The sequence below is a fragment of the Amycolatopsis acididurans genome (genome assembly GCF_012328925.1).
In the GTDB taxonomy this organism is placed as follows: domain Bacteria; phylum Actinomycetota; class Actinomycetes; order Mycobacteriales; family Pseudonocardiaceae; genus Amycolatopsis_E; species Amycolatopsis_E acididurans.
In genome coordinates this window covers 71,368-90,452 of record NZ_JAAXLS010000002.1, presented here as the reverse complement: position 1 = coordinate 90,452, position 19,085 = coordinate 71,368, and the positions used below count along the sequence as shown (strand labels likewise).

Genomic DNA, 19,085 nt, shown 5'->3' with positions numbered 1-19,085 from the left:
CTCCCCCAACGGGCATTGGTCGTCACCCGGCAGGCCGTTCCTGGAGGATTCCTATGCCTGACAACGGAAACACGCCCGCGGTGAGCCCTCCTGCACGCCGCCGGATTCGCCACCGCGGCGGAGCCGTCGACCCGGTCGAGCTGGCGTCCCGGCTGACCGAGCGGGACCGGACCCTGCTGCGGCTGCTGGACGAGCACCGCGTGCTCACCAGCAACCAGATCGCCGACCTGTTGCCGTATCCGAATCTCAACCGGGCGCAACGGCGGCTGCTGGCCTTGTGGCACTGGCACGTGCTCGACCGGTTCCGCCACCCCACCCCGAACGGGGCGCTCACCGGCTGGCGCTACACCCTCGGGGTGGCCGGGCATGGCGTGCTCGCCGCCATGCGCGGTGCGACTCCGCCTCGGCCGAGCAGCGTGCGCGAGCAGGTGCTGCGGCTGGCCACCGACCCCCGCCTCGATCATCTGCTCGGCATCAACGACGTCTTCGCCGCACTCACCGCGCACGCTCGCGGCAGCGGCGAGGCCGAGCTGCGGTTGTGGCACGGCGAGCGGTCCGCCGCCGCTGACTGCGGCGGCCTGGCGCGGCCCGACGCGCTGATCGTCTACCGCGAGCACGGCGCTGGGCTGGTGGCCTGCTACGAGCACGACACCGGCACCGAACCCCTCACCCGCGTGGCGGAGAAACTCGACGGCTACGCCGAACTCGCCCGCGCGGGCGGCCCGCACCCGGCGCGGAAAACCCAGCAACACCACGGGTTCTGGGTCCTGTTCGGACTCCACTCCCCCGCCCGTGAAGCCAACCTGCGCCAACGGCTGGCCACAGTCGACCACACCGGACCCGCGCTGGCCGACGGGGACGTCGGCTGGCGCATCGCCACCGCTAACGGCGAGGACCTGCACACCCCGGCCGGGCCGGTGTGGCTGCCACTGCACGCCCGCCAGCGGCAGCACCTGGCCGACCTCGCCCACACCCGCGCCGACAGATGAGGAGGACCGCGTGCAAGCCGGCATGAAAATCGCCGTGGCCGCAGGCTGCGTGTTGCTCGCGCCGGTCCTGTTCCTCTCCGCCACCCTCGGCGCGGTCCTGGGCACAGACGGGGCCAGCAGCGGCGCGGGCGGGGTCATCGCCTGCACCACCGCCGGCGCACCCACCGGCAGCGTGGCCGGATACGACCCCGATCAGATGGCCAACGCCGCCACCATCGTCGCCGTCGGCAAACAACTCCAGGTTCCCGAATACGGGTGGGTGATCGCGGTCGCCACGGCGATCACCGAATCCGGTCTCCGCAACCTGAAATACGGAGACCGCGACTCCCTGGGGCTGTTCCAGCAGCGCCCCTCGATGGGCTGGGGCAACCCGCAACAAGTCACCGACCCCACCAACGCGGCGAGCCAGTTCTACCGGCACCTGCTCGCGGTGCCGAACTGGCAACAAATAGGCCTCGCCCCCGCCGCGCAAGCCGTGCAAGCCTCCGGCTTCCCCGACCGATACGCCAAGTACGAATCCGACGCGCGGCAGATCGTCAGCGCGCTGACCGGAGTGTCCTGCGCCTCAGCCCCGGCTCCGTCGAGTAGTGGAGGGTGGGTGGCGCCGACGGCGGGGCGCTGCACGTCGGGGTTCGGTCCGCGGGGTGGGGAATTCCACCGCGGGCAGGACATCGCCGCGCCGATGGGCGCCCCGATCGTGGCCGCCAGCGGCGGGCGCGTGATCGCCTCCGGCCCTGCCAACGGCTACGGCCTGTGGGTCCGCATCGAACACGCAAGCGGGGTGATCACCATCTACGGGCACAATAACCGCAACCTCGTTGCCGTCGGCCAAACAGTCCACACTGGACAGATGATCGCTGAGGTTGGCGACCAAGGCGAGTCCACTGGCTCGCACCTGCACTTCCAAGTCGAGACCGGCGGACAATCGGTCGACCCGGCTGGGTTCTACCGGCAGCAGAACGGCCCGGCGCTGTGTGCCCCGTCAGCGACCCGGCAAGCTCCCGGGGTTCGGTGAGAGTGCCTGCGGTCCGGCCGGGATCAGGTCACGCTGTCTCGCGCCGGTTTCGATTCTCGTTCCGGCGGCGAAGGTCAACGCCGAGTCCGGCCAGCTCGTGGACGGCGTTGCGCAAGGCGCGGTGGTCCGACGCGGTACACGGGAGGGTGTAGGCGTGCCCGCCGGGCAACGCGACCCGCCAGTGCTTTCCGCGGCGGGCCAGCTCACATCCGGCCGCCCGCAGCCGGGCCCGGAGTTCGCGCCAGGTGGTGGGCCAGACGGTTCCGGCACCGCCGCGGCGGCTACGCCGCGCCGGCGCGGCGCGCGGGGCCATCGGGGGCGGACTGGTGGTGTCGCTGGCGGGGTGGAACGTGACGTAGCACACTAAGCCATCTCCGGCGCGCACGCGCAATTCGCAGTCGGGTCGGCGGTGCCGGAGAAGGTCGGGCGCACCACGCACTGGTGCGGTCCAGTGCGGGTTGTGGAAGGTGGCGAGCACGGCTCGTGTCGCATCCGGTGTGGACACTCGGCGAGCCGCGCCTGGGGTCATGCGCGGCAACTCACCGCTGGTCATCGCGTGCATCCATAGTGGACTTGTATTCGCTGCGTAGGTCCCACAGGGTGCGGCCGTCGCTCACCCGGCACCAGAACTGCCATCCGTTCTGGTGCGGACTGCCGAGCGCGGTCGTCGCGGCTGAGGGATTGGTGAAGAGCCGCCCGTCATCCAGCCGCAACAAGCCCTCCGCAGTCAGCTGGCCAGTGCGGTGCACGCCGAGACCCGGCCGCCAATACACCAACTGTTCACCGGCGTCTACCAGCCCCGCCGCGAGCAGGTCGCGCAAACTGACACGCCCTCGACCAATAACCTGCATCGGCGGCGGCACAGGCGGGGCGACCTCCGCGGCGTCGATGTAGGCGCCCATGATGGCCGCGGCGGCAGGGGCGACCACCTCGGGCCAATCGTGGCCACGACGAGGCCACGTTCCCGCGGGAATCCACCGGTCGCCGTCGGCAACGGCCAGCCGCACGCACACCGCGTCGGACTCATCGTCGGTTGCGGTGGGCGAGGCCAATTGGACGATGAGGTCGCCGCGGCAACCGGATGCCGGATATTCGTGTTCGCACCATTGCCCGGCGAACAACACCACCTCGCCGGTCGCGGCGAGCCGATCTGCGGCGGTCACCAGCAACGCCCAGGCACCGGGCGGCATCCGCATGGGGACGGCCTGAATGCCGCCGTCGGCAATCAGCACCGCATCCTCGCGGGCCAGCCCTTCGGTGACTCGTAGGTCTGTGAGGCTAGGCGCGCCGTCCACCGTGACGCGCATGATGCCCTGCGGACCAGACTCGTCGGTCGTAACAGGGGACGCGGCCTCCGCGGCGATCAGGTCATCGCCCTGGACGTCGAGGATGCCGCGTTCGGGCCGTTTGGCCACGTCGGACAGCGGCAGGCCCGCCGTGTCGTCGCAATGGTCGCCGATCACGTAGTCCCGATCTGGCAACGCGTTCGCGGTCTCGAGGTCGGTATGCACCATGGTTGCGATGTCCTTTCCGTGGAGGTGTTGCGCGGCTCGCGCGCACACATGCACGCTCGACTCGTGCCGGAATGTCAAGCCGCACAAGGCAACCGCCCGCCACAAAAAGACGCCTGTCTTGTTTGGACGGACGAGTTGACTTCACCCCGGGATCGAGCGTTGATGGACGCGTAGCCCGCACAACCCCGGTAGCGCGCCGGAGAGCTACAGCCCCCGGGGGCATGACCAACCCGCAACCAACCCGATCAAGGGAGTGCATCGTCATGCCACACACCAAGACCACCAAGAACGCGAAGGCGGCGGACGCCGCGAACGCCAGCACTGGCCCGTCGGCTGCCGACAAGCTGCGCACCGCGCTGCGCCGCAACCCGGGCACGACCGCCCGCGAACTGGCCGAGCTAGCCGGCATCGGCGGCTCGACCGCAACCAAGCTCCTCGCCGTCTGGGCCACCGACGGGCAGGCCGTACGGCTGGTCGACGAGGACACCGGCGGACGCAAGGCCGCCACCCGGTGGGCACCGCCGGAGCCAGCCGACGACAGCCCGCCCCGCGAGTGCGACACGACCGCGTCGCCGTGCATGACGGCCGACACCACCGAAACTAAGGCCACCACGGCGAACTCCAGCGACGCCCCGCCGAGCGGCAGGCTGCCCAAGGGCGCGCTGCACGGCCTGGTCGAGGACTTCCTGTCCGAACCCGAGCGGCGTGACAACGCCTACACCGCGGGCGAGATCGGCCGCAAGCTGGTCCGATCCTCCGGCGCCGTGCGCAAGGCCCTGGACAGGCTCGCCGAGAAGGGCACCGTCGCCCTGGTCCAGGAAGAGCCGCGCCGCTACCAGCTCGCCGACGCCGACTGACCCGTCACCACCCGACCGGGCGGGGACGCCGCTGACCTCGGCGGCGCCCCCGCCCGCCATGGCGGTCGATGCCCATTCGAAGGAGGGACTGCCCATGCAGCTCACCCCGCCCTACCCGCTGTCCCTGTTGCGGGCAGCGCACCGCGGTATCGCCCGCGGTGACGAACTCGCCGTCACCGCCGTGATTCCCGAAGCCCACTGCGCCGCCGATGCGCCGCGCCGGGTGTCCGGTCCGGTAATCGGGATCGGGTCGCGGATCAGCGTGCACGACCGCGAGACCGGTCGGCTGGTCGAGGATATCCATTCCGCGTGGATCACCCACGCGACCGTCGAACGGGGGCGGCAACCGTGACGCGCTGCACCTACCGACGTGGGGACGTGGGGTATGACTGGCTGCGGGCGATCACCATCACCCCGGCCGACGACGGCGACACCCCTGCCATCGTCAGCTGGACCGCCTAAACAGGGCTTCGACCGACACGCGGCACAAGACCGTGACCGGCGCCGGGGCAGCAGCTCACCGGAGCGAGGGCACGCACAGCCACGCTCGGAGTCCATAATGGACTCCGGACTCCAGTTGCCTGCGTTGCCCGGTACACCATCACGCCGTGTCAGCTTTCGACGAGTGCGCGGAGCGCGGCGAAGGAGTCGGCCAGCTCATCGATCAGCTCCTCGAACTCGTCTCCGGGGACGTTCAGTTCGGTGAGGGCGTTCACAGCCCGGACGACCCGGGCGAAGGTCTCCGCATGCTCGGGCACGGGCACGAAGCGGGGTCGGTCCTGGTAGCGCAGCTCGACGCAGTGCCGGTGCAGGAGGTAGCGCTCCCCCGGCGCGGCGAGCTCGCACACTCGCACCACCACCTCGCCGCCGCCCAGGGCGAGTCCGCACTCCCAGCAGCCCTCCACACTGCCGGGGCCGACGGACTCGACCGAGACCACGATCAAGCCACCGGGCACCACATCGTTCCGCTGCACGGGCGGTACCGTCGTGCGAGCCTAGGTGCACTAGGTTGGGCGCGGCTCGGTGAACCCGTCACACACCCACCCGCAGTTCCCGTCGTCCTGGGGGCGGTCACGGTCCCACAGCTCGAGTTGCACGGTCTGGCCGTCCCGGTCGGCGTCGCGCTGCGCAGCCCGGTTACGCGCGGGCCGGGTGTTGTAGTAGGTCAGCCGGTAATCGACGTTCGCGCCGCGGATCGTGCGGAACTTGCGTGCCGGACGGCGGTGGTTCGCCGCCGCGTCGGTCGTGGTGCGATCAGGGAGGGGCGATGCCGTCGAAGCGCCGTGTGCCGGTTGCCACGGGCCAGTGCGGGTGTGGCGGATCCACACCTGGCCATCGTCGAAGGCGTACGCGAGGTCGGCCAGGTCGCTGTAGTCGTACGGGTCGGCCTCGTCCGGGGCGTAGGCGTGGCCGACCCACTCGTCCCACACCCGCAGCAACGCCGCGACCGCGGCCGAGTAGCCGCCCTCGGTGGTGGCGTCGAGGGGCTGGTGCCCGCCCTCGGCGCCGGTGAGCGCCAGAGGTATGTCATCGCCCCGCACGGTTCCGATCCACTCGGCGTTCTCGCCCCGGCCGACGTAGAAGGCGGCGTAGCTCGTCATGGCACTCCGTCCACAATGGACTATTTTCGTCGGCGTCTACCGTGATGGCGCTTCGGTTTCGATGACGTTCCATCCCGAGTCCCAGCAGCCGCCGTTACCGGCGCCCCAGTTCCCGTCGGCCGGTTCGGTGTAATACACGTTGACGAGCGGCTCGTCGTGCTGGTTGACCATGCCGTTCTCTCCGACACGGGCGACAGTGCGTACCGGCCGCCCGAGGTCCATGACGTGTGGCAGCAGGAGCCGCATCCCGGGTTTCAGGTCCCGGGTGGTCATGCGTCGGGTGCGTGGCAGGGCCACCCCACACGGGTAGACCTCGGGTATGTGATCGCTCGTCGGTGTGACAGCGTCGAACACTGATACTCCTTCCTCGGGATGGCCGTACGACTGAGTGTGCACTATGGACTTATGTCTTGGTGTCGTAGTCGGCGCCACAGTTGGGCACGAATCGGCCAGGTAGTGTCGGGTGCCCGCAATCGCTCCGGCTGGGTACCGGTGGACGTCGCGACGGGTGATCGTGCAGGCAAGGTGGTCATCCGGAGGAACGGGTGCACGATCGACCTCGCGGGCCCATGTACTGACGAAGGGCAGTGCCCGCACGTTCCGTTGATTGTCAGCAATAATCGCCATACTTTGTCCGTCCATTGTGGACGTGTTCACTAGACCCAGCGCTTAAGAACTTGTCTCATTTGGCGAGTTTCTTGTAGTAGGTGATGGTGGCGCCGAGGGTGAGGAAGGCGAGGTAGTGGCTGGGTTTGCGTTCGTAGCGGATGGTCAGGCGCCGGTGGCCGGTCAGCCAGGCGATTGTCCTTTCGATCACCCATCGGTGTTGGCCGAGTTTCTCTGTGGATTCGATGCCCTTGCGGGCGATGCGCGGGATGATCCGGCGCTGCCGGAGCCAGTCGCGCAACGCGGGAATGTCGTAGGCCTTGTCGGCGTGCAGCTTGGCCGGTTTGCTCCGTCGTGGTCCGCGGCGGGAGCGGATCGCGGGGATCGCGTTGACCAGGGGTTTGAGGGCGTGGCTGTCGTGGGTGTTGGCCGCGGAGATGCCGACGGTCAGCGGCAGGCCGGCCCGGTCGGACAGCACATGGATCTTCGAGCCGGGTTTGCCGCGGTCGACCGGGCTCGGGCCGGTCAGTCCGCCCCTTTGGCCCTGACGGATGCTCCGTCGAGGACCGCGCGGGACCAGTCGATCATGCCTTGGCTGCCCAGTTCGTCCAGCACCGCCCGGTGCACATCGCGCCACAGTCCAGCGGCCGACCACTCGGTGAACCGGCGATGCGCGGTGGGTACCGTGACCCCGAAGCTGGGCGGCAGATGCCGCCAGGCGCACCCGCTGGTCAGCACGAACACAATCGCGGTGAACACCGCCCGATCGTCCACCCGCGACATTCCGCCGCCCTGCGGGCGCGTCTTTCCCGGCGGGATGAGCGGTTCCACCAGCGTCCGCAACTCGTCGGGCACCAGCCGCCGCGACAACTCGTCCATCACAACTCATGATCTTGCCCGCACCTCAACCCACATCCAAGTGAGACACGCTCTAAGTGAAGGGATCCAGGGCACCGACCCATAGTAGTTATACCAATAATGGCCGCGCTCACCGTAGTCAAATTCGCCCTTGACCTGTTGAACGCAATTCTCGGCGACGTTCATCTCGTTTCCGAACATCTCGCACGCGATCGCGGCCATCGCTTTCGCCTGGTAGTCCGGCAACCCCCAACTGTAGGCACGGTGGTAGATCGCGCTAAACGTCCCTGCGCTGTACGCGCCTCCTGGCTGGTACGCGTGCCCGTTCGTCATAGTTTCGGTGACGGGGATGTCTTCCACGCCACTACAGCTCGCTCTATCCACTGTGGACATTGGTTTCTAGTTCGGGTTCGGCTGCGCGCAGGGTGGCGTCGAGCACCTCGGCGGGCGCGCCTGCGATCAGGGTTGTCCAGCGGATCAGCCGGGCGCGGTCGCCGGTGAGGGCGGTCACGGTGAGCGAGCCTTCGCGGTCGGTGATGGTCACCGACACCTGGCCGCCGGGGCTGCGGAACGTTTCGCCGTTGGCATCGGGCTGGAATTCGTAGCCTTCGAGTACCCGGAAGTAGTCGAAAATGATCTTCGTCATAGTTCCTCCTAGAAGTCCACTGTGGACTCGATCTCGGCCGAGAGCGACCTTCACGTCGGGGTGGTGAGCAGCCGGTATCCAGGTGTGATCCGGCTTCCGGATCCAGACCCGCGTGCCGTCGAAGGCGTACATGTAATCGGTATCCAGCGGCGGGGTGTCGTCACGGTGCCGCGGGTAGATCGCAGCTCCGTGCCCGTCGTCTTCCCATACGGTCAGGAGGTCTTCGACCGCATCGCGGTAGGTGTCGGGGTCGGTGGCGGTCAGGGCTAGGCGCCCGGGACCGACCGCGGCCACGCCCGCGGGGTAGCTGTCACGTTGTAGCGTGCCGAGCCAGGTGCCATTTGACCCGGTCAGAAATTGGGCGTAGGTGCTCATGTGTTTTCCCGTTTGTCGTTCGGGCATTTTTTGGGCGGGGTGCGGAATTTTTGGGTTTTGCGGTTTCCGTTCCTGCTGACATTTCCACGCTAGCTCGGCGCGGTAGGGCGCGCAATAGCCGGGCGCGGATTTTTCCGATGTTTTTGCTATCCGGGTAGCGCGTGTGACGTGCGCACATAGGAGACCGGCGCGCGACAAGAATTGCGGCACCATTCCGCCGTTTTTCGGCGGAATGGTTGTGTGTCGCAGAATGCGACACACAACAGCGGCGGAAGCCGCAAGGAGGTGAGCAGCATGTGAGGTGAGAGGCCCGTACGGAGTGGTTATCGTGACCAGTCTGGCTCGTCGGCCACCCGACGCAAGGCCGGTCGAGCTGCGACGCCTTGGGACGCAAGGGGGTCAGTGGGGGGTCATCCTTAAGACGACGTGCCTTCGACGTCCACGGCGACGTCCCGGATGACCCCCCACTGACACCGTCCTTGGCGGCTACACCACCCCGGAATCGACTCGTGCCGGCGGACCTGGTCGCCGAACGATCTGCGCTCATTGCGATGGGGTGAATTGCGGAATCGTGAGCTCGGTGCGTGCACCGATGCGGTTTTATGTGGTTACGTCGACGGAACATGTACTTACTCATCACGGGGCCTGGTTGCCGATGTTGTGGGTATGTCGTTGCGGCCTGGGCCGGAGTGGAACACACCTTCATGTAGAGGGGAAGCGGCGGAATTTAGCTCTGTCGGACGGGTGTTTTATCGAGTAGTGCGGTGGTGCCGGGATCGGGTTCGAGGTCGATGTCGCGGAGATTGGCGTGCAGGCGCCGGTAGGTGGCCTGCGCGGCGTCAAGGCGGCCGAGGTCGCGTTGCAGGGCAATGGTTCTGCGGTAGAGGGCTTCGGTGTAGGGGTCCCAGGCGATGGCCACAGCGAGCGCGTCGAGGGCTTCGTCGGGGTTGTGGTCGCGGACGTCGCTGGCGAGGGCGACGAGGGCGTCGACGGCCTGGCTGCGCCAGTGCTCGGCCACCGGTTCGGCCCACGCGTACGGCGCGCCCTGCAGCGGTGCTCCGGCCCGGCATGCGTGGGCGAGGCGGCGTAGTGCCTCCAGGCGGGTGTCGGGGTCGCTGCTGGTGCGGGCACGGGTAAGAACGTCTTCCAGCTCCCACACGTCGGCGGTGAGGGTGTCGGGGTCGAGCCGGTAGCGGCCGGACTCGGCGAGCACGAACATCGCCTCGTTCTCGCCGGTGGCTTTCCGCAGGGCCGAGCGGGCGTGGGAGATGGCTTCGTGCAGGCGCGCGGCGGGCTGATCGGGCAGGACGGCCTCGCGCAGCGTGTCCGCGGTGGTTCCGTGCCGGTGGGCGGCGAGGTAGGCCAAGACTTCGCGGGCGCGAGTACGCAACCCGCGGACGTGGCTGCCGCGGGCGTGCACGCGCACCCCGCCGAGCAGCAGCACCACCACGGCCGGTTCCTTCTCGGACGCCGTCGTGGTGTGCGGGCTGCTGGCGGGGGTATCGGCGTTCACGCCGGGGGTGTCGTCTGCCTTCGACTGGTCGTCCAGCGTGGTGTCGTCGCGGGGTTGGCGGGGCGCGGGAGTGCGGGCAGCGGCCAGCAGGTGCCAGATCTCGTCCGCTTCGGCCGGGGTGAGGGTTTCCGCGCGCGCTCCGGCCACCGGTTCGGCGCCGGGGCCGTGCGCGACGGTGATGGTGCCGTCGACGTCGAGGGTCAGGTGCGTGACGTCGCCGGCCTCGTGAAGGTGATCGTCGTCCAGGAGCAGGGCGTGGATACCGACCGCGCGGCCCTGGTCGAGCAGAGTGGCCCATTCGCGCCGATGCGGTGGGGACGGGCGGGCTGCCACCAGCAGCAGCACCGGCTCGGTGCTCTCGCCGGGCCGCTGCTGGTGGCTTTCGTCAGGGTGGAGGTCGGCGTCGAATTGGTCGTCGTCGCGCAGCCGGGTACGGCGGGTGAGCTCGGTGCGCAGCCGCGCCAGCGCCGCGGTCTCGTCGGCGGTGACCTCCACCCCCGGGGCCTGCCGCAGCGCAAGATCGTCCCCTCCGGCGACCAGCTCGGCGATGGCGGAGTCCGCCAGCAGCGCCTGGGCCGGGTAGCGCGCGTCAACGGCCAGCACGGTGGCCAGCACGGCGCGGACGGCAGGCGCGGCACCGGGGCCGCTCAGCGCGAGCCCGCCCGTGGCCGACAGGTCCAACGCCCGGGCGGTGGTGCCGGTGTGGACGGTGATCACCGGCGCGAGCGGCGGCCAGACCCGCCGTCGTCCGGCCGAAAGGGCGTCGACCCCGTCACTGCGATCAACGGCGTCGCCCGAGTCGTCATCCCATTCGGCGTCGTGGCGGTGTGTGGCGCGCAACGCGGCGTGGTCGAGGGTGGCGATCACCGAGCCGGGCCCCGCGGGATCGGCAGGCCCGGGATGGCGGTCGGCTGGGGTGAGTCGGCCAGTTGGGGTGCGGCGCGCGCGGCGGCGCCGCCGCGCCAGGACGAGCAGGACGGCAATGCTCAACGCCAGGCCGAGCCCGACCAGCCCACCGCCGGGAAGTTCCACCGGCGTGTGCTGGTCAGCCTGCACGCCCTTGTCCTGCTCCGGACTCGACGAGTTGCTGGGTGGCGCGGGCGCTGTCGGTGTGCTGCTCGGCGGTGGTGGGGCCGGGCTGGGTGGCACGGCCGGCGGTTCCGATGCGGCACGGGTTGCTGCTGCGGCCGGGAGGTGGATCTGCCAGCCGGGCAGGAGCTGGTCCGGGTGGCGCAGGACGCGCCCGTCGGGCTGCGGGAGCCCGCGGTTGGCGTCGAACAGCGCGGGCCAGGCGTCGGGGTCGCCGAGTTCGCGTTCGGCGATGGCGGAGAGGGTGTCGCCGGGCTCCACCGGCACGGTCCGCGCGCTCGCCCGGCCGTCCGGGGCATTCGCGGGCAGGTTGACCGCGTCCGACGGGAGCAGCAGCACATCGTGCGGATACAGCTCGTGCGGGTTGGGGATGCGATCGGCGTTGAGGACGGCGATCTCGTGGTAACGGCGGCCGTCGCCGAGGTGATAGACGGCCAGCCCCCACACCGTGTCACCGTGGTGAACGGTGATGCGGGGGAAGTCCGGCCGTATCGACGGGTCCACCCACGTCCGGCTCGGCTTCTGCTGTGCCAGCGAGTCCGCCTGCGCCGACACCGGCTCGGCGGTGGCGTGGGTGTGGGTCTGCTGTGGAGGCCGGTGCGGGGCGGTAGCCACGATGGGGCTGCCGGTGACGGGCAAAGCGGACGCGGTGCCCGACGAGATCAGCACCAGCGCCGCCGCGACAAGCCCCGCGATCCACCGGCCACGCGGAACCCGGGCCAGCACACCGCGGGCGGTACGAACTCCCTGCCTGGTCTGGCGAATCACTTCAGCCGTAACGGACAAGGTGAGCAGCAACCAGCCCGCCCACGCCACGACAACCAGCAGCACGGCGATGAGGTCGCCGGTGAGCCACGCCCACCGCACGGTGTTCCAGATCCGCTCGGGCCAATGGCTGATCGGAGCTAGATCCGGCCAGCGGTCGGGAATCAGCCGGGTGGGGTCGGCGCCGAGGGCAAGGAGTCCGCACGGTGTCCCGACGACGAAGGCGAGTAGGGCCAGCGCGGCGAGCAGGCCACGCAGCCGCTGCACTGCTGGCGACGTCATGGCAGGTTGCCGTCTCGGGTGCCGACGCCGAGCTGGGCCAGTGCGGTGCCGGTAGCCTGCGCGCTGCCGCCGAGCAGGCCGATGGTGGTGGGCTCGGTAACCGTGACTGTCACGCGGACAGCGCGGGGGCCGGTGATGGTGACCTGGCCGGGGTGCCCAGCGCGGGCGAGGTAGTCCGCGGCAGTGCGGGCCGCGTGGACGGTGTCGACCCCGACGTTCGAGCTGCGGGTGTCCACGGCCGTGTTGGCTGCACGGGCGGCCTCGGCCGCGACGGCGTCGGCGCGGGCGATGGCTCGCAGCCGCGCGGAACCGTCGACCACCAACGCGAACACCAACAGCAGCGCGGGCACCAGGACCGCGACCATCACGCTGACCGACCCGGCATCCCTCGGCGCACGGGCAATGGTTGCGCGGGCGGTCATGGGATGCTCCGGTACGGGTCTGCCGGGCTGGTGAAGGCACCTGTGACGCGGGTGTCGCCAGGGATCGGGAGGGCGAGATCGCTCAGCGGCACGCGGCAAGTCACGCGGACCCGAACCTGACCGGCACGGCCGAGGGCGATCTGGCTGGCATCGACGGACACACTGGAGTCACGGCAAGTAATGCCCTCGCGCCCCAACCGTTCCCGGGCAACTGCCCCTCCGGCCTGCTGTGCCGCGGCGGGGCCGCGGGCGATCGAAGCGGCGCGCGCCCCGGCGGTGGCGGCGTTGTCGACCGCCTGCTGGGCCGACGAGGTACGGGCACCCGCGACGATCAACAGCCCGACCAAGACCACGGCAGGCACGAGCACGGCGGCCTCGACGCTGACCGAGCCCGCATCACTCCACCACCGTCGGCGAACGTGGCGTCGGCGGGAATTCACGAGCCACCGCCAGCGGCGGCCAGCGGCGTGGTCCACCGCTCCTTGCTTGCCTGCGCGCTGGCTTCGACGCGGATATCCAGGCCCGGAATCGGGAGCACGCGAGGCGCGGTGCCCGAGACCGTGACCTCGACGGTCTCGACGGTGACCGCCGCCTGCACCTCGACAGCAGTGAGGACGCCGCTCCCGGCACGGGTGGTGAACGAGCGCGCGGCCTCGGTCGCCGTGGTGGTCGTGGCACGGACCGGACGCCCGGCGTCGACGCCTGCCTGCGCGGCCTGGGCGACGACGGCGTGTGCGTACCACCACACCCCGCCCTGCACAGCCGATAAGATCAGCAGCAGCACGATCGGGAACAGCACGGCCAACCCCACCGACTCCGACCCGGTGTCCTCGCCCAGAGGGCCCCGCAGCATCACCCCACCTCCGCGGTGACCGGCTCGGCCGTGTTGACAGTGCCGTCGCCGGGCGCGGGAGCTCCAGTGGGGGCGGATGTCTGGCCCGCTTGGGCTTCTCGTGTGGACGGTTCCCGCCTCGCAGCGTTCTTCACGCCCGACGCGTCCCCTGTGGGCTTCGGTGTCTTTCGCTGGGGGCGGCTGGATTTCCGGCTGCCCAGCCATCGGGTGAGATCCGCGGCGGGGACGTCGGTGAACCGTGCCAGCTCGTCGATGCCGATGACGTCGCGTGCCTGGGCGAGCGCCTCGCCGAGTTCCCGCTCGATGTCGCCCAGTTGTTCCGCGACCGTGGCCCGGCGCTGGGCGAGTTCGCCGATCCGTTGTGCCGCAGCGGATCGCTGCGCGCTGCGGGCGGCATCAGCCTCGGCGACACGACGTTCGATCTCCTGGGTCGTAGCCATCCTCGTTCCTCCGATCTGTTGACTCCACGACGAGGCGGGGCGGGTGATCACGGCTGGGTGGGAGGTTTGTACTGGCCTTGAAGTTGGACGACCAGGGTGCGGATCGCGAACCCCAGCCCGACTGCCACAGCCAGGCCAATGGCCACCAGCACGGCCTTCTCCACAGATTCCGATCCCCGGTCCCCGCAGGCGCGCATCCGCGCCCACCGGGTGTCGAGACCGTTGGCGCAGGCGAATAGCAGCCCGGTCAGCGCGAGTCCCAGGCGCACGTAGTGGTGGCGCGCTCCGGCCACGATGCGGATAGTGTGGTGGATGGTGTTGGACATCCGAGGTCAACTCCTTCGCTCCAGTGGCGGGGATACGTTGTCCCGCAACGGCTTTTCTTCGTAGTGGCTCCGGCTAGGCGGCCCCGGTCAAAAGGCGGATGAGCGCCGGGAAGATCGCCAGCAGCAGGAACGCGACCAGCAGCAGCGCCACCGGCAGGGCGAGGCGTTGGGAGCGGGCGTTGGCGTCGGCCTTGTCCCCGGCCAGAGCGGCGGAACGCAGCGCACCGGCTTTGGCGAGCAGGGTGGTGTAGATCGCGGCGCCATCGGCGGCAGTGGCGAGAATGTCAGCCAGGTCCGCGAGTTCGACCACGCCCATCCGCTTCCCCAAGCGGGACAAGGCAACCCAGGGAGTGTGTCCGGCGCGCAGGGCGCGGCCGAGCGTGCGGCTGATCCGGGCGAACACCCACGAGTCACCGACGGCGGCGGCTTCGGCGAGAGCCTGGCTCGGGGCGCGTCCGGTCGCGCGTTCCTGGGCGACCAGATCGAGGTAGGCGGCGGTGGCCCGGCGGAACTCCTCCCGCGCCTGTCCGGCGTCCTCCCGCACGGAGAGCATCGGCACCACCGACCCCGCCATCGCGGCGAGCACGGCCGCCAGCACGACCACCGTGATGGGGAGGCCGAGGCCGCCGACCCATGCCAGCCCCACCAGGACGAGGACGCCCGTGGCGGCGCCGGCGGCCCAGGCCAGGCGGCGAGCGACATAGCGCTCCGGGGTGTGGTTGAGGATGTCGAGGTCGGCGGTGGGGATGCCCCACCAGCGGCTCGACGACCGAGCCGAGTAGCTGGCGAGTCGCTCGAGTCGGGTCGACCAGCGGCTTCTCGGGGCAGCGCCTTCGGCGTGGCGGGCGGCGCGGTCGTCCAGCTCGGCGATCGCGGCGGCCAGGTTGACCGTGGCCGGGCGAAGCAGCGCCAGGATCACGCACACCATCGCGAGCCCAGCGAGCGCGCCCAGCCCGGCGACAGTGAGTCCAGGGCTCATCGTGACACCACCTCCTCGGGGTGGGAGGCTGCGGCCAGCCGCCGCTTCGGTGTCGGCGCGCCGACCGGGGTGCGCGACGCCGTGCCGAGTAATCGAGCCGGACGGCGAGTGCGGGTCAGCAGGTGCATCCACCACCCGGATGCACCGAGCAGACCGGCGATCCCCGCCATCACCACTTGACCCAGCACGCCATCAAATGGAGTGAGGAACTCACGCGCGAACACCACCAACCCGGCCACCAAGACCGCGGTGATGCCAAGGATCGCGCGCACATCGGTACGGGGTTTCGCACGGTCGGCCTCGATGTCCCGGCGCGCCACCACCTCGGCCTCCAGCGCGCGGGCCTTGCCGTTGAGGACGTCAACCAGGCCGCGTCCGCCCGCACGGGCGCGCAAGATCAGCGCCAGGACCACCTCGTCGGCGGCCTCATCGCCGACGTCCTCGGCGAACGCCCGCAGCGCTGGTTCCAGGCCGCGGGTGCGCAGCCGCACCCCCAGCGTCTCCACCTCCGTGGCCAGCGCCTCGGGGGCCGTGCGGGCCGAGCTGGCGATCGCCTGCTCCACGCCCCCGGCACCGGAGGCCAGCACGTCGGCCAGGCGCCGCGCCCAGCTCGCCAACGCATCCAGCCGCGCAATGACACACTGTGCGTCGTGTCCGCGCGCCAGGATCGGCACCGCAATCACCGCGGCCGTGGCCAGGACCGCGGCGACCGGCCAGCTCGTGGCCCACCACACCCCCACACCCGCGGCCACCGCGACCAGAACCCGCCGCAACGGCAGCCGAACAGCCAGCACCCGCCAGTTCAGCTCCCGGCGCGTGGATCCTCGAGCAGACTCCCCGTGCGGGACAAACGCGGCGACCGCGCAGGCGACCGCCCCCACGGCAAGGATGCCGAGCAGCCCCGGCCACAGCCCCGTCATCACAGACCCCCTCGATCCGAGACACCAACGGCCTGCCAGGCACCAGCGGTGTCGAGCCCGGTGCAGTCGAAACCGTGGCGCTCCAACCGCTCCACCAGGTCCCGGCTAGGCGCGTAGGCGGGCACGGCGCGCCCGTCCACTGGGCGCGGCCCGAAGATCCGGATGGTGTCCGGGCGGCCGAAATCGCCGACCGAACCGACCTCGATCACCTCGGACACAAACCGCTCACGGCGGTGGCCGCCCGGGTCGTCGTGGTCGGTGCGGGCGACGTGCACGACCAGGTCGATCGCCGAGGCGGTCCACTGGTGCGCTGCGTCGATGGCCAGCGGTGGATTGGCAAGCTGCCCGAGGGCGGCGATCCGATCGAACACCGCCGACGCACTGGTGGCGTGCAGGGTGCACATGCCACCGGTCGCCCCGTTCCCCAGCGCGCGCAGCATCGCGGTGACTTCTCCGCCGCGAACTTCGCCGACGATCACCCGGCTCGGCGAGTGCCGCAGCGTCTGCTTGAGCAGGTCGTCCAAGGTGATCTCGCCGCTGCCCTCCGAGTTCGCCGGCCGGGCTTCCAGTGGGGTCACCAACGGACGGGGACCGATGTGCAGGCCGAGCTCGTACTCCTCCTCCACCGTGACCACATGCTCGGCGACGGGGATCTCGCTACACAACGCACGCAACAAGGTCGTCTTCCCCGCAGCGGGGCCACCCGAGACCACCGTGTTGCAGCCCGCCCGCACCGCGGACCGCAGAAACGAGGCGAGCAACGGGTCGAGGGTGCCGCCCGCGACCAGGTCGTCCAAGCCGACGTCGACCAGGCGGTGGCGGCGGATCGCCACCCGCGGCCGGTCGCTCACTTCCATCACCGCCGCCACTCGGGCGCCGAGCGGGCCACCGGCCCGAATCCGCACGTTCCCCAGCGGGCGACCGGCGTTGAATTCCCGGCTAGTTTGGCCTTGGCGGGCGAACATCGCCGCGAGCATCTCGATCAGCTCGGCGTCGGTGTCGGCGACCGGATGCGGCCACTGTTCGATTGTGCCGTCGGCCAGTTCCAGCAGGACGTGGTCGCAGCCGTGCACGTGGATGTTCTCCACGTCCTCCCGCTCCAGCAGCTCCTCCAGCGCGCCCAGCCCAGACAGCGCGGCCACCACCGCGCGCACCAACCGCTGCTCGTCGTCGACCGACAGCGGCGCCTGCCCCGCGGCGGCGCGCCGCTGCACCCAGGCCGTGACCTCCTCGGCCACGTAGGCCCGCATCCGGGCCTGCTGCTCCACGACCGACAGCGGCGCATCCAGATGCGTGTCCCCGGCGGCGACACGTTCCAGCCGGGCCGCGACCGACTCCCGGATTTCCCTTACAGCGTGCGGGTCCAGGAACCCGCCCACGGCACCGTCCTGCGGTGCCGGATTGGCCGGACCTCGGAAGGCGGTGGGGCCGGTGGCGGGGCGGTACCCGTTGTGTGGCAACGTCATTGAGATCCTCCGGTGAGCACGCTCGGCGACACCGGCGCCGCCGGTGCGCGCAGTTCCGCCGTGGTGTAGTGGTGGTAGGTGCCGTGCAAACGGCGGGCCGCGCGGCGCGCACTGTGCAGCAACGGCGACCGGCGCGGCAGCGCACCGGCGTCGGCGCCGTCGGAGAACACCGCCGCTGCTCGCGCATCGAAAGCGACCTGCACGCCCGCCTCCCGGCCCAGCGCCGCGCGGACCTCCCGGCTGCCCGCCGGCGTCGTGGCGCACACCGCCAACCCGAGCCGCTGCGGGACGATCCGCTCGGCGAGTTCGGCCAGCAGCGGGCGCGCGGCCAGGATGTGCCGCTGGGTCGGGCGTACCGCCACCAGCACCAGGTCGGCGGCCAGCAGCAGCGGCCACGGGGTCAGCGCGCTGTAGCGGCCGAGGTCGACCAGCGCATCGGCCGGGTGACCGGACGTGGTCTTGAATGCGGCCAGCGCCGCGGTCAGCCGCGTCCACCCTGCGGTGCCGACCGCGGCGTGCTGGCCCGGCGAACCCAGCCCGGCCAGCAGGCCGACGTGCCGGGCCGGAGGTACCTGCTGCGCGTGGTCGAGCAGGGTGGCCGGGTCGCCCGCCGTCGCGTGCCGGGTCGCCGTGGCGTGGGAGAGCACACCGAGATCGGTGCGGATCGTGCCGTCCACGACCCACTGGCCCAGCCAACCTGGCGCGAGGTCACCCCCGGCCGGGTCGCAATCGGCCAGCAGCACCGGCGCGGGCCAAGCCGCGGCCAGCGCGGCCAGCGTCGTGGTCGCGCCGGGTGCTCCCTTGCCGGAGACGATCGTGATCATTGCCAACACCCTCACCGCCCTTCCAGACAGCAGTTGCTCCTAGGCGCCGGGGCCGAGCTGGACCAGGACCACCTGGCCCGCGGCGGCGCTGCTTGCGGCCTGCGCGGTGTCCGCGCCGACCAGGACATCGACCGTGACCGTGCCAGTGGAGTCCGGCGGGCCAACTCCGAGCACCCGCGCCCGAAACGGCCCGGCCGCGCTCGCCGTGGCTTGGCTCCCATCGGTGCCCGTGCCACCCGCAACCGGGATCACCTGGACCAGGTCACCGGGCGCCAACCCGCGTGCGGGCAGGTGCCCCGGCTTGACCGGCAACCCGACGAGGCGTTCGCCCGGCCCGGGAACCGGTTGGGCGGTGAGCTGGCCGGGGGCAAGCATGGTGCCCGCGGGCAGCGTCGAGCGCGTGACCTGGCCGACCACCCCTGCTCGGTCGCTGGCGGAGACGGAGGCCAGCGCCTGGTCCGGGACCGCCTTGGCCACGCCGAGATCGCCCTCACCGATCCGCTGGCCCCAGCCCACATCCCGAGTCAGCACCAACACCTCGACCCGCTCGTCCTGACCCGCGATCAGCGCGCAGTTGCCGTACGCGACCACCGCGGCCAGCGCCACCGCGACGCCCAGCAGCCACCAGCGGCGCCGCCGCGGCACCCGCGGACCAGCGCCGCCGTCGGGCTGGTCCGCAGCCACCGAGTCGCCGCTGCGCGGCTGCGGCGGCCGGGAAAAAGACACAGCAGTACCCACTGGGGTC

22 protein-coding genes are annotated in these 19,085 nt (G+C 70.7%); 4 read left to right on the top strand and 18 right to left on the bottom strand.

What is annotated here, in order from left to right:
- Positions 1–53 precede the first annotated feature (53 nt).
- Both HFP15_RS03800 and HFP15_RS03795 read left to right on the top strand, forming a co-directional pair.
- Positions 54–989, top strand: coding sequence for a replication-relaxation family protein (locus HFP15_RS03800; RefSeq protein WP_168511483.1), 936 nt, complete (start codon positions 54–56; stop codon positions 987–989).
- A 10-nt stretch (positions 990–999) separates the two neighbouring features.
- Positions 1,000–2,004 carry a M23 family metallopeptidase gene (locus tag HFP15_RS03795; protein ID WP_168511481.1) on the top strand — a complete coding sequence of 335 codons (1,005 nt, stop codon included), beginning with the start codon at positions 1,000–1,002 and terminating at the stop codon, positions 2,002–2,004.
- Between the two features lie 28 nt (positions 2,005–2,032).
- On the opposite strand, the gene HFP15_RS03790 is transcribed toward HFP15_RS03795, so the two are convergent.
- A complete protein-coding gene (locus HFP15_RS03790) occupies positions 2,033–2,368 on the bottom strand; it encodes a hypothetical protein (RefSeq protein WP_168511479.1) in 336 nt (111 codons plus the stop codon).
- Positions 2,369–2,543: 175 nt separating this feature from the next.
- Positions 2,544–3,518, bottom strand: coding sequence for a restriction system modified-DNA reader domain-containing protein (locus tag HFP15_RS03785; RefSeq protein ID WP_168511477.1), 975 nt, complete (start codon positions 3,516–3,518; stop codon positions 2,544–2,546).
- Between the two features lie 263 nt (positions 3,519–3,781).
- Between HFP15_RS03785 and HFP15_RS03780 the strand changes: the two genes are divergently transcribed.
- Positions 3,782–4,375 (top strand): helix-turn-helix domain-containing protein, encoded by a 594-nt coding sequence (locus HFP15_RS03780; RefSeq protein WP_168511475.1) that lies wholly within the window; start codon positions 3,782–3,784, stop codon positions 4,373–4,375.
- Between the two features lie 94 nt (positions 4,376–4,469).
- Positions 4,470–4,727: a hypothetical protein gene (locus tag HFP15_RS03775; protein WP_168511473.1), complete on the top strand. Its 258-nt coding sequence runs from the start codon at positions 4,470–4,472 to the stop codon at positions 4,725–4,727.
- A gap of 259 nt (positions 4,728–4,986) precedes the next feature.
- Here the strand turns inward: HFP15_RS03775 and HFP15_RS03770 are convergent, their stop codons facing one another.
- The 16 genes from HFP15_RS03770 to HFP15_RS03695 all read right to left on the bottom strand — a co-directional run bounded on the left by HFP15_RS03770 (position 4,987) and on the right by HFP15_RS03695 (position 19,078).
- On the bottom strand, positions 4,987–5,349 hold the full coding sequence (locus HFP15_RS03770; RefSeq protein ID WP_168511471.1) for a hypothetical protein: 363 nt from the start codon (positions 5,347–5,349) through the stop codon (positions 4,987–4,989).
- Between the two features lie 30 nt (positions 5,350–5,379).
- Complete coding sequence (locus tag HFP15_RS03765; RefSeq protein ID WP_168511469.1) at positions 5,380–5,976, bottom strand: hypothetical protein; 597 nt, start codon at positions 5,974–5,976, stop codon at positions 5,380–5,382.
- A 36-nt stretch (positions 5,977–6,012) separates the two neighbouring features.
- Positions 6,013–6,249: a hypothetical protein gene (locus HFP15_RS03760; RefSeq protein ID WP_168511467.1), complete on the bottom strand. Its 237-nt coding sequence runs from the start codon at positions 6,247–6,249 to the stop codon at positions 6,013–6,015.
- A gap of 409 nt (positions 6,250–6,658) precedes the next feature.
- Positions 6,659–7,461 (bottom strand): IS5 family transposase gene (locus HFP15_RS03755; protein ID WP_246271369.1). Its coding sequence is split into 2 segments (ribosomal slippage): positions 6,659–7,122 and positions 7,122–7,461, totalling 804 coding nucleotides; the frame shifts between segments, so codons are not numbered across the junction.
- Positions 7,462–7,816: 355 nt separating this feature from the next.
- Positions 7,817–8,461 carry a hypothetical protein gene (locus HFP15_RS42125; RefSeq protein WP_210716710.1) on the bottom strand — a complete coding sequence of 215 codons (645 nt, stop codon included), beginning with the start codon at positions 8,459–8,461 and terminating at the stop codon, positions 7,817–7,819.
- A gap of 727 nt (positions 8,462–9,188) precedes the next feature.
- A complete protein-coding gene (locus HFP15_RS03745) occupies positions 9,189–12,110 on the bottom strand; it encodes an AfsR/SARP family transcriptional regulator (RefSeq protein ID WP_168511465.1) in 2,922 nt (973 codons plus the stop codon).
- Positions 12,107–12,532, bottom strand: a complete 426-nt coding sequence (locus HFP15_RS03740; protein WP_168511462.1) for a hypothetical protein — start codon at positions 12,530–12,532, stop codon at positions 12,107–12,109. The genes HFP15_RS03745 and HFP15_RS03740 overlap by 4 nt, the downstream gene beginning before the upstream one ends.
- Positions 12,529–13,008: a TadE/TadG family type IV pilus assembly protein gene (locus tag HFP15_RS03735; protein ID WP_312871452.1), complete on the bottom strand. Its 480-nt coding sequence runs from the start codon at positions 13,006–13,008 to the stop codon at positions 12,529–12,531. Before HFP15_RS03735 ends, HFP15_RS03740 begins: the two co-directional genes overlap by 4 nt.
- Positions 12,969–13,385, bottom strand: coding sequence for a TadE/TadG family type IV pilus assembly protein (locus tag HFP15_RS03730; protein WP_168511460.1), 417 nt, complete (start codon positions 13,383–13,385; stop codon positions 12,969–12,971). Before HFP15_RS03730 ends, HFP15_RS03735 begins: the two co-directional genes overlap by 40 nt.
- A complete protein-coding gene (locus HFP15_RS03725) occupies positions 13,385–13,825 on the bottom strand; it encodes a hypothetical protein (RefSeq protein ID WP_168511458.1) in 441 nt (146 codons plus the stop codon). The genes HFP15_RS03730 and HFP15_RS03725 overlap by 1 nt, the downstream gene beginning before the upstream one ends.
- A 47-nt stretch (positions 13,826–13,872) precedes the next feature.
- A complete protein-coding gene (locus HFP15_RS03720) occupies positions 13,873–14,151 on the bottom strand; it encodes a hypothetical protein (RefSeq protein ID WP_168511329.1) in 279 nt (92 codons plus the stop codon).
- A 73-nt stretch (positions 14,152–14,224) separates the two neighbouring features.
- Positions 14,225–15,130, bottom strand: coding sequence for a pilus assembly protein TadB (locus HFP15_RS03715; protein ID WP_168511456.1), 906 nt, complete (start codon positions 15,128–15,130; stop codon positions 14,225–14,227).
- Positions 15,127–16,050, bottom strand: coding sequence for a type II secretion system F family protein (locus HFP15_RS03710; RefSeq protein ID WP_168511454.1), 924 nt, complete (start codon positions 16,048–16,050; stop codon positions 15,127–15,129). Before HFP15_RS03710 ends, HFP15_RS03715 begins: the two co-directional genes overlap by 4 nt.
- On the bottom strand, positions 16,050–17,516 hold the full coding sequence (locus tag HFP15_RS03705; RefSeq protein WP_168511452.1) for a TadA family conjugal transfer-associated ATPase: 1,467 nt from the start codon (positions 17,514–17,516) through the stop codon (positions 16,050–16,052). The genes HFP15_RS03710 and HFP15_RS03705 overlap by 1 nt, the downstream gene beginning before the upstream one ends.
- Positions 17,513–18,340 carry a hypothetical protein gene (locus tag HFP15_RS03700; RefSeq protein ID WP_168511450.1) on the bottom strand — a complete coding sequence of 276 codons (828 nt, stop codon included), beginning with the start codon at positions 18,338–18,340 and terminating at the stop codon, positions 17,513–17,515. Before HFP15_RS03700 ends, HFP15_RS03705 begins: the two co-directional genes overlap by 4 nt.
- A 39-nt stretch (positions 18,341–18,379) precedes the next feature.
- Entirely contained in the window at positions 18,380–19,078 is a 699-nt protein-coding gene (locus HFP15_RS03695; protein ID WP_168511448.1) for an SAF domain-containing protein, read from the bottom strand.
- Between the last annotated feature and the right edge of the window lie 7 nt (positions 19,079–19,085).

Excerpts from the sequence above, each read along its gene's own strand:
- HFP15_RS03765 (WP_168511469.1), bottom strand. The coding sequence starts at position 5,976 with ATGACGAGCTACGCCGCCTTCTACGTCGGCCGGGGCGAGAACGCCGAG.
- HFP15_RS03800 (WP_168511483.1), top strand. The coding sequence starts at position 54 with ATGCCTGACAACGGAAACACGCCCGCGGTGAGCCCTCCTGCACGCCGC.
- HFP15_RS42125 (WP_210716710.1), bottom strand. The coding sequence starts at position 8,461 with ATGAGCACCTACGCCCAATTTCTGACCGGGTCAAATGGCACCTGGCTC.
- HFP15_RS03785 (WP_168511477.1), bottom strand. The coding sequence starts at position 3,518 with ATGGTGCATACCGACCTCGAGACCGCGAACGCGTTGCCAGATCGGGAC.
- HFP15_RS03710 (WP_168511454.1), bottom strand. The coding sequence starts at position 16,050 with ATGACGGGGCTGTGGCCGGGGCTGCTCGGCATCCTTGCCGTGGGGGCG.
- HFP15_RS03700 (WP_168511450.1), bottom strand. The coding sequence starts at position 18,340 with ATGATCACGATCGTCTCCGGCAAGGGAGCACCCGGCGCGACCACGACG.
- HFP15_RS03715 (WP_168511456.1), bottom strand. The coding sequence starts at position 15,130 with ATGAGCCCTGGACTCACTGTCGCCGGGCTGGGCGCGCTCGCTGGGCTC.
- HFP15_RS03775 (WP_168511473.1), top strand. The coding sequence starts at position 4,470 with ATGCAGCTCACCCCGCCCTACCCGCTGTCCCTGTTGCGGGCAGCGCAC.
- HFP15_RS03730 (WP_168511460.1), bottom strand. The coding sequence starts at position 13,385 with ATGCTGCGGGGCCCTCTGGGCGAGGACACCGGGTCGGAGTCGGTGGGG.
- HFP15_RS03705 (WP_168511452.1), bottom strand. The coding sequence starts at position 17,516 with ATGACGTTGCCACACAACGGGTACCGCCCCGCCACCGGCCCCACCGCC.
- HFP15_RS03760 (WP_168511467.1), bottom strand. The coding sequence starts at position 6,249 with ATGACCACCCGGGACCTGAAACCCGGGATGCGGCTCCTGCTGCCACAC.
- HFP15_RS03740 (WP_168511462.1), bottom strand. The coding sequence starts at position 12,532 with ATGACCGCCCGCGCAACCATTGCCCGTGCGCCGAGGGATGCCGGGTCG.
- HFP15_RS03745 (WP_168511465.1), bottom strand. The coding sequence starts at position 12,110 with ATGACGTCGCCAGCAGTGCAGCGGCTGCGTGGCCTGCTCGCCGCGCTG.
- HFP15_RS03780 (WP_168511475.1), top strand. The coding sequence starts at position 3,782 with ATGCCACACACCAAGACCACCAAGAACGCGAAGGCGGCGGACGCCGCG.
- HFP15_RS03725 (WP_168511458.1), bottom strand. The coding sequence starts at position 13,825 with ATGGCTACGACCCAGGAGATCGAACGTCGTGTCGCCGAGGCTGATGCC.
- HFP15_RS03720 (WP_168511329.1), bottom strand. The coding sequence starts at position 14,151 with ATGTCCAACACCATCCACCACACTATCCGCATCGTGGCCGGAGCGCGC.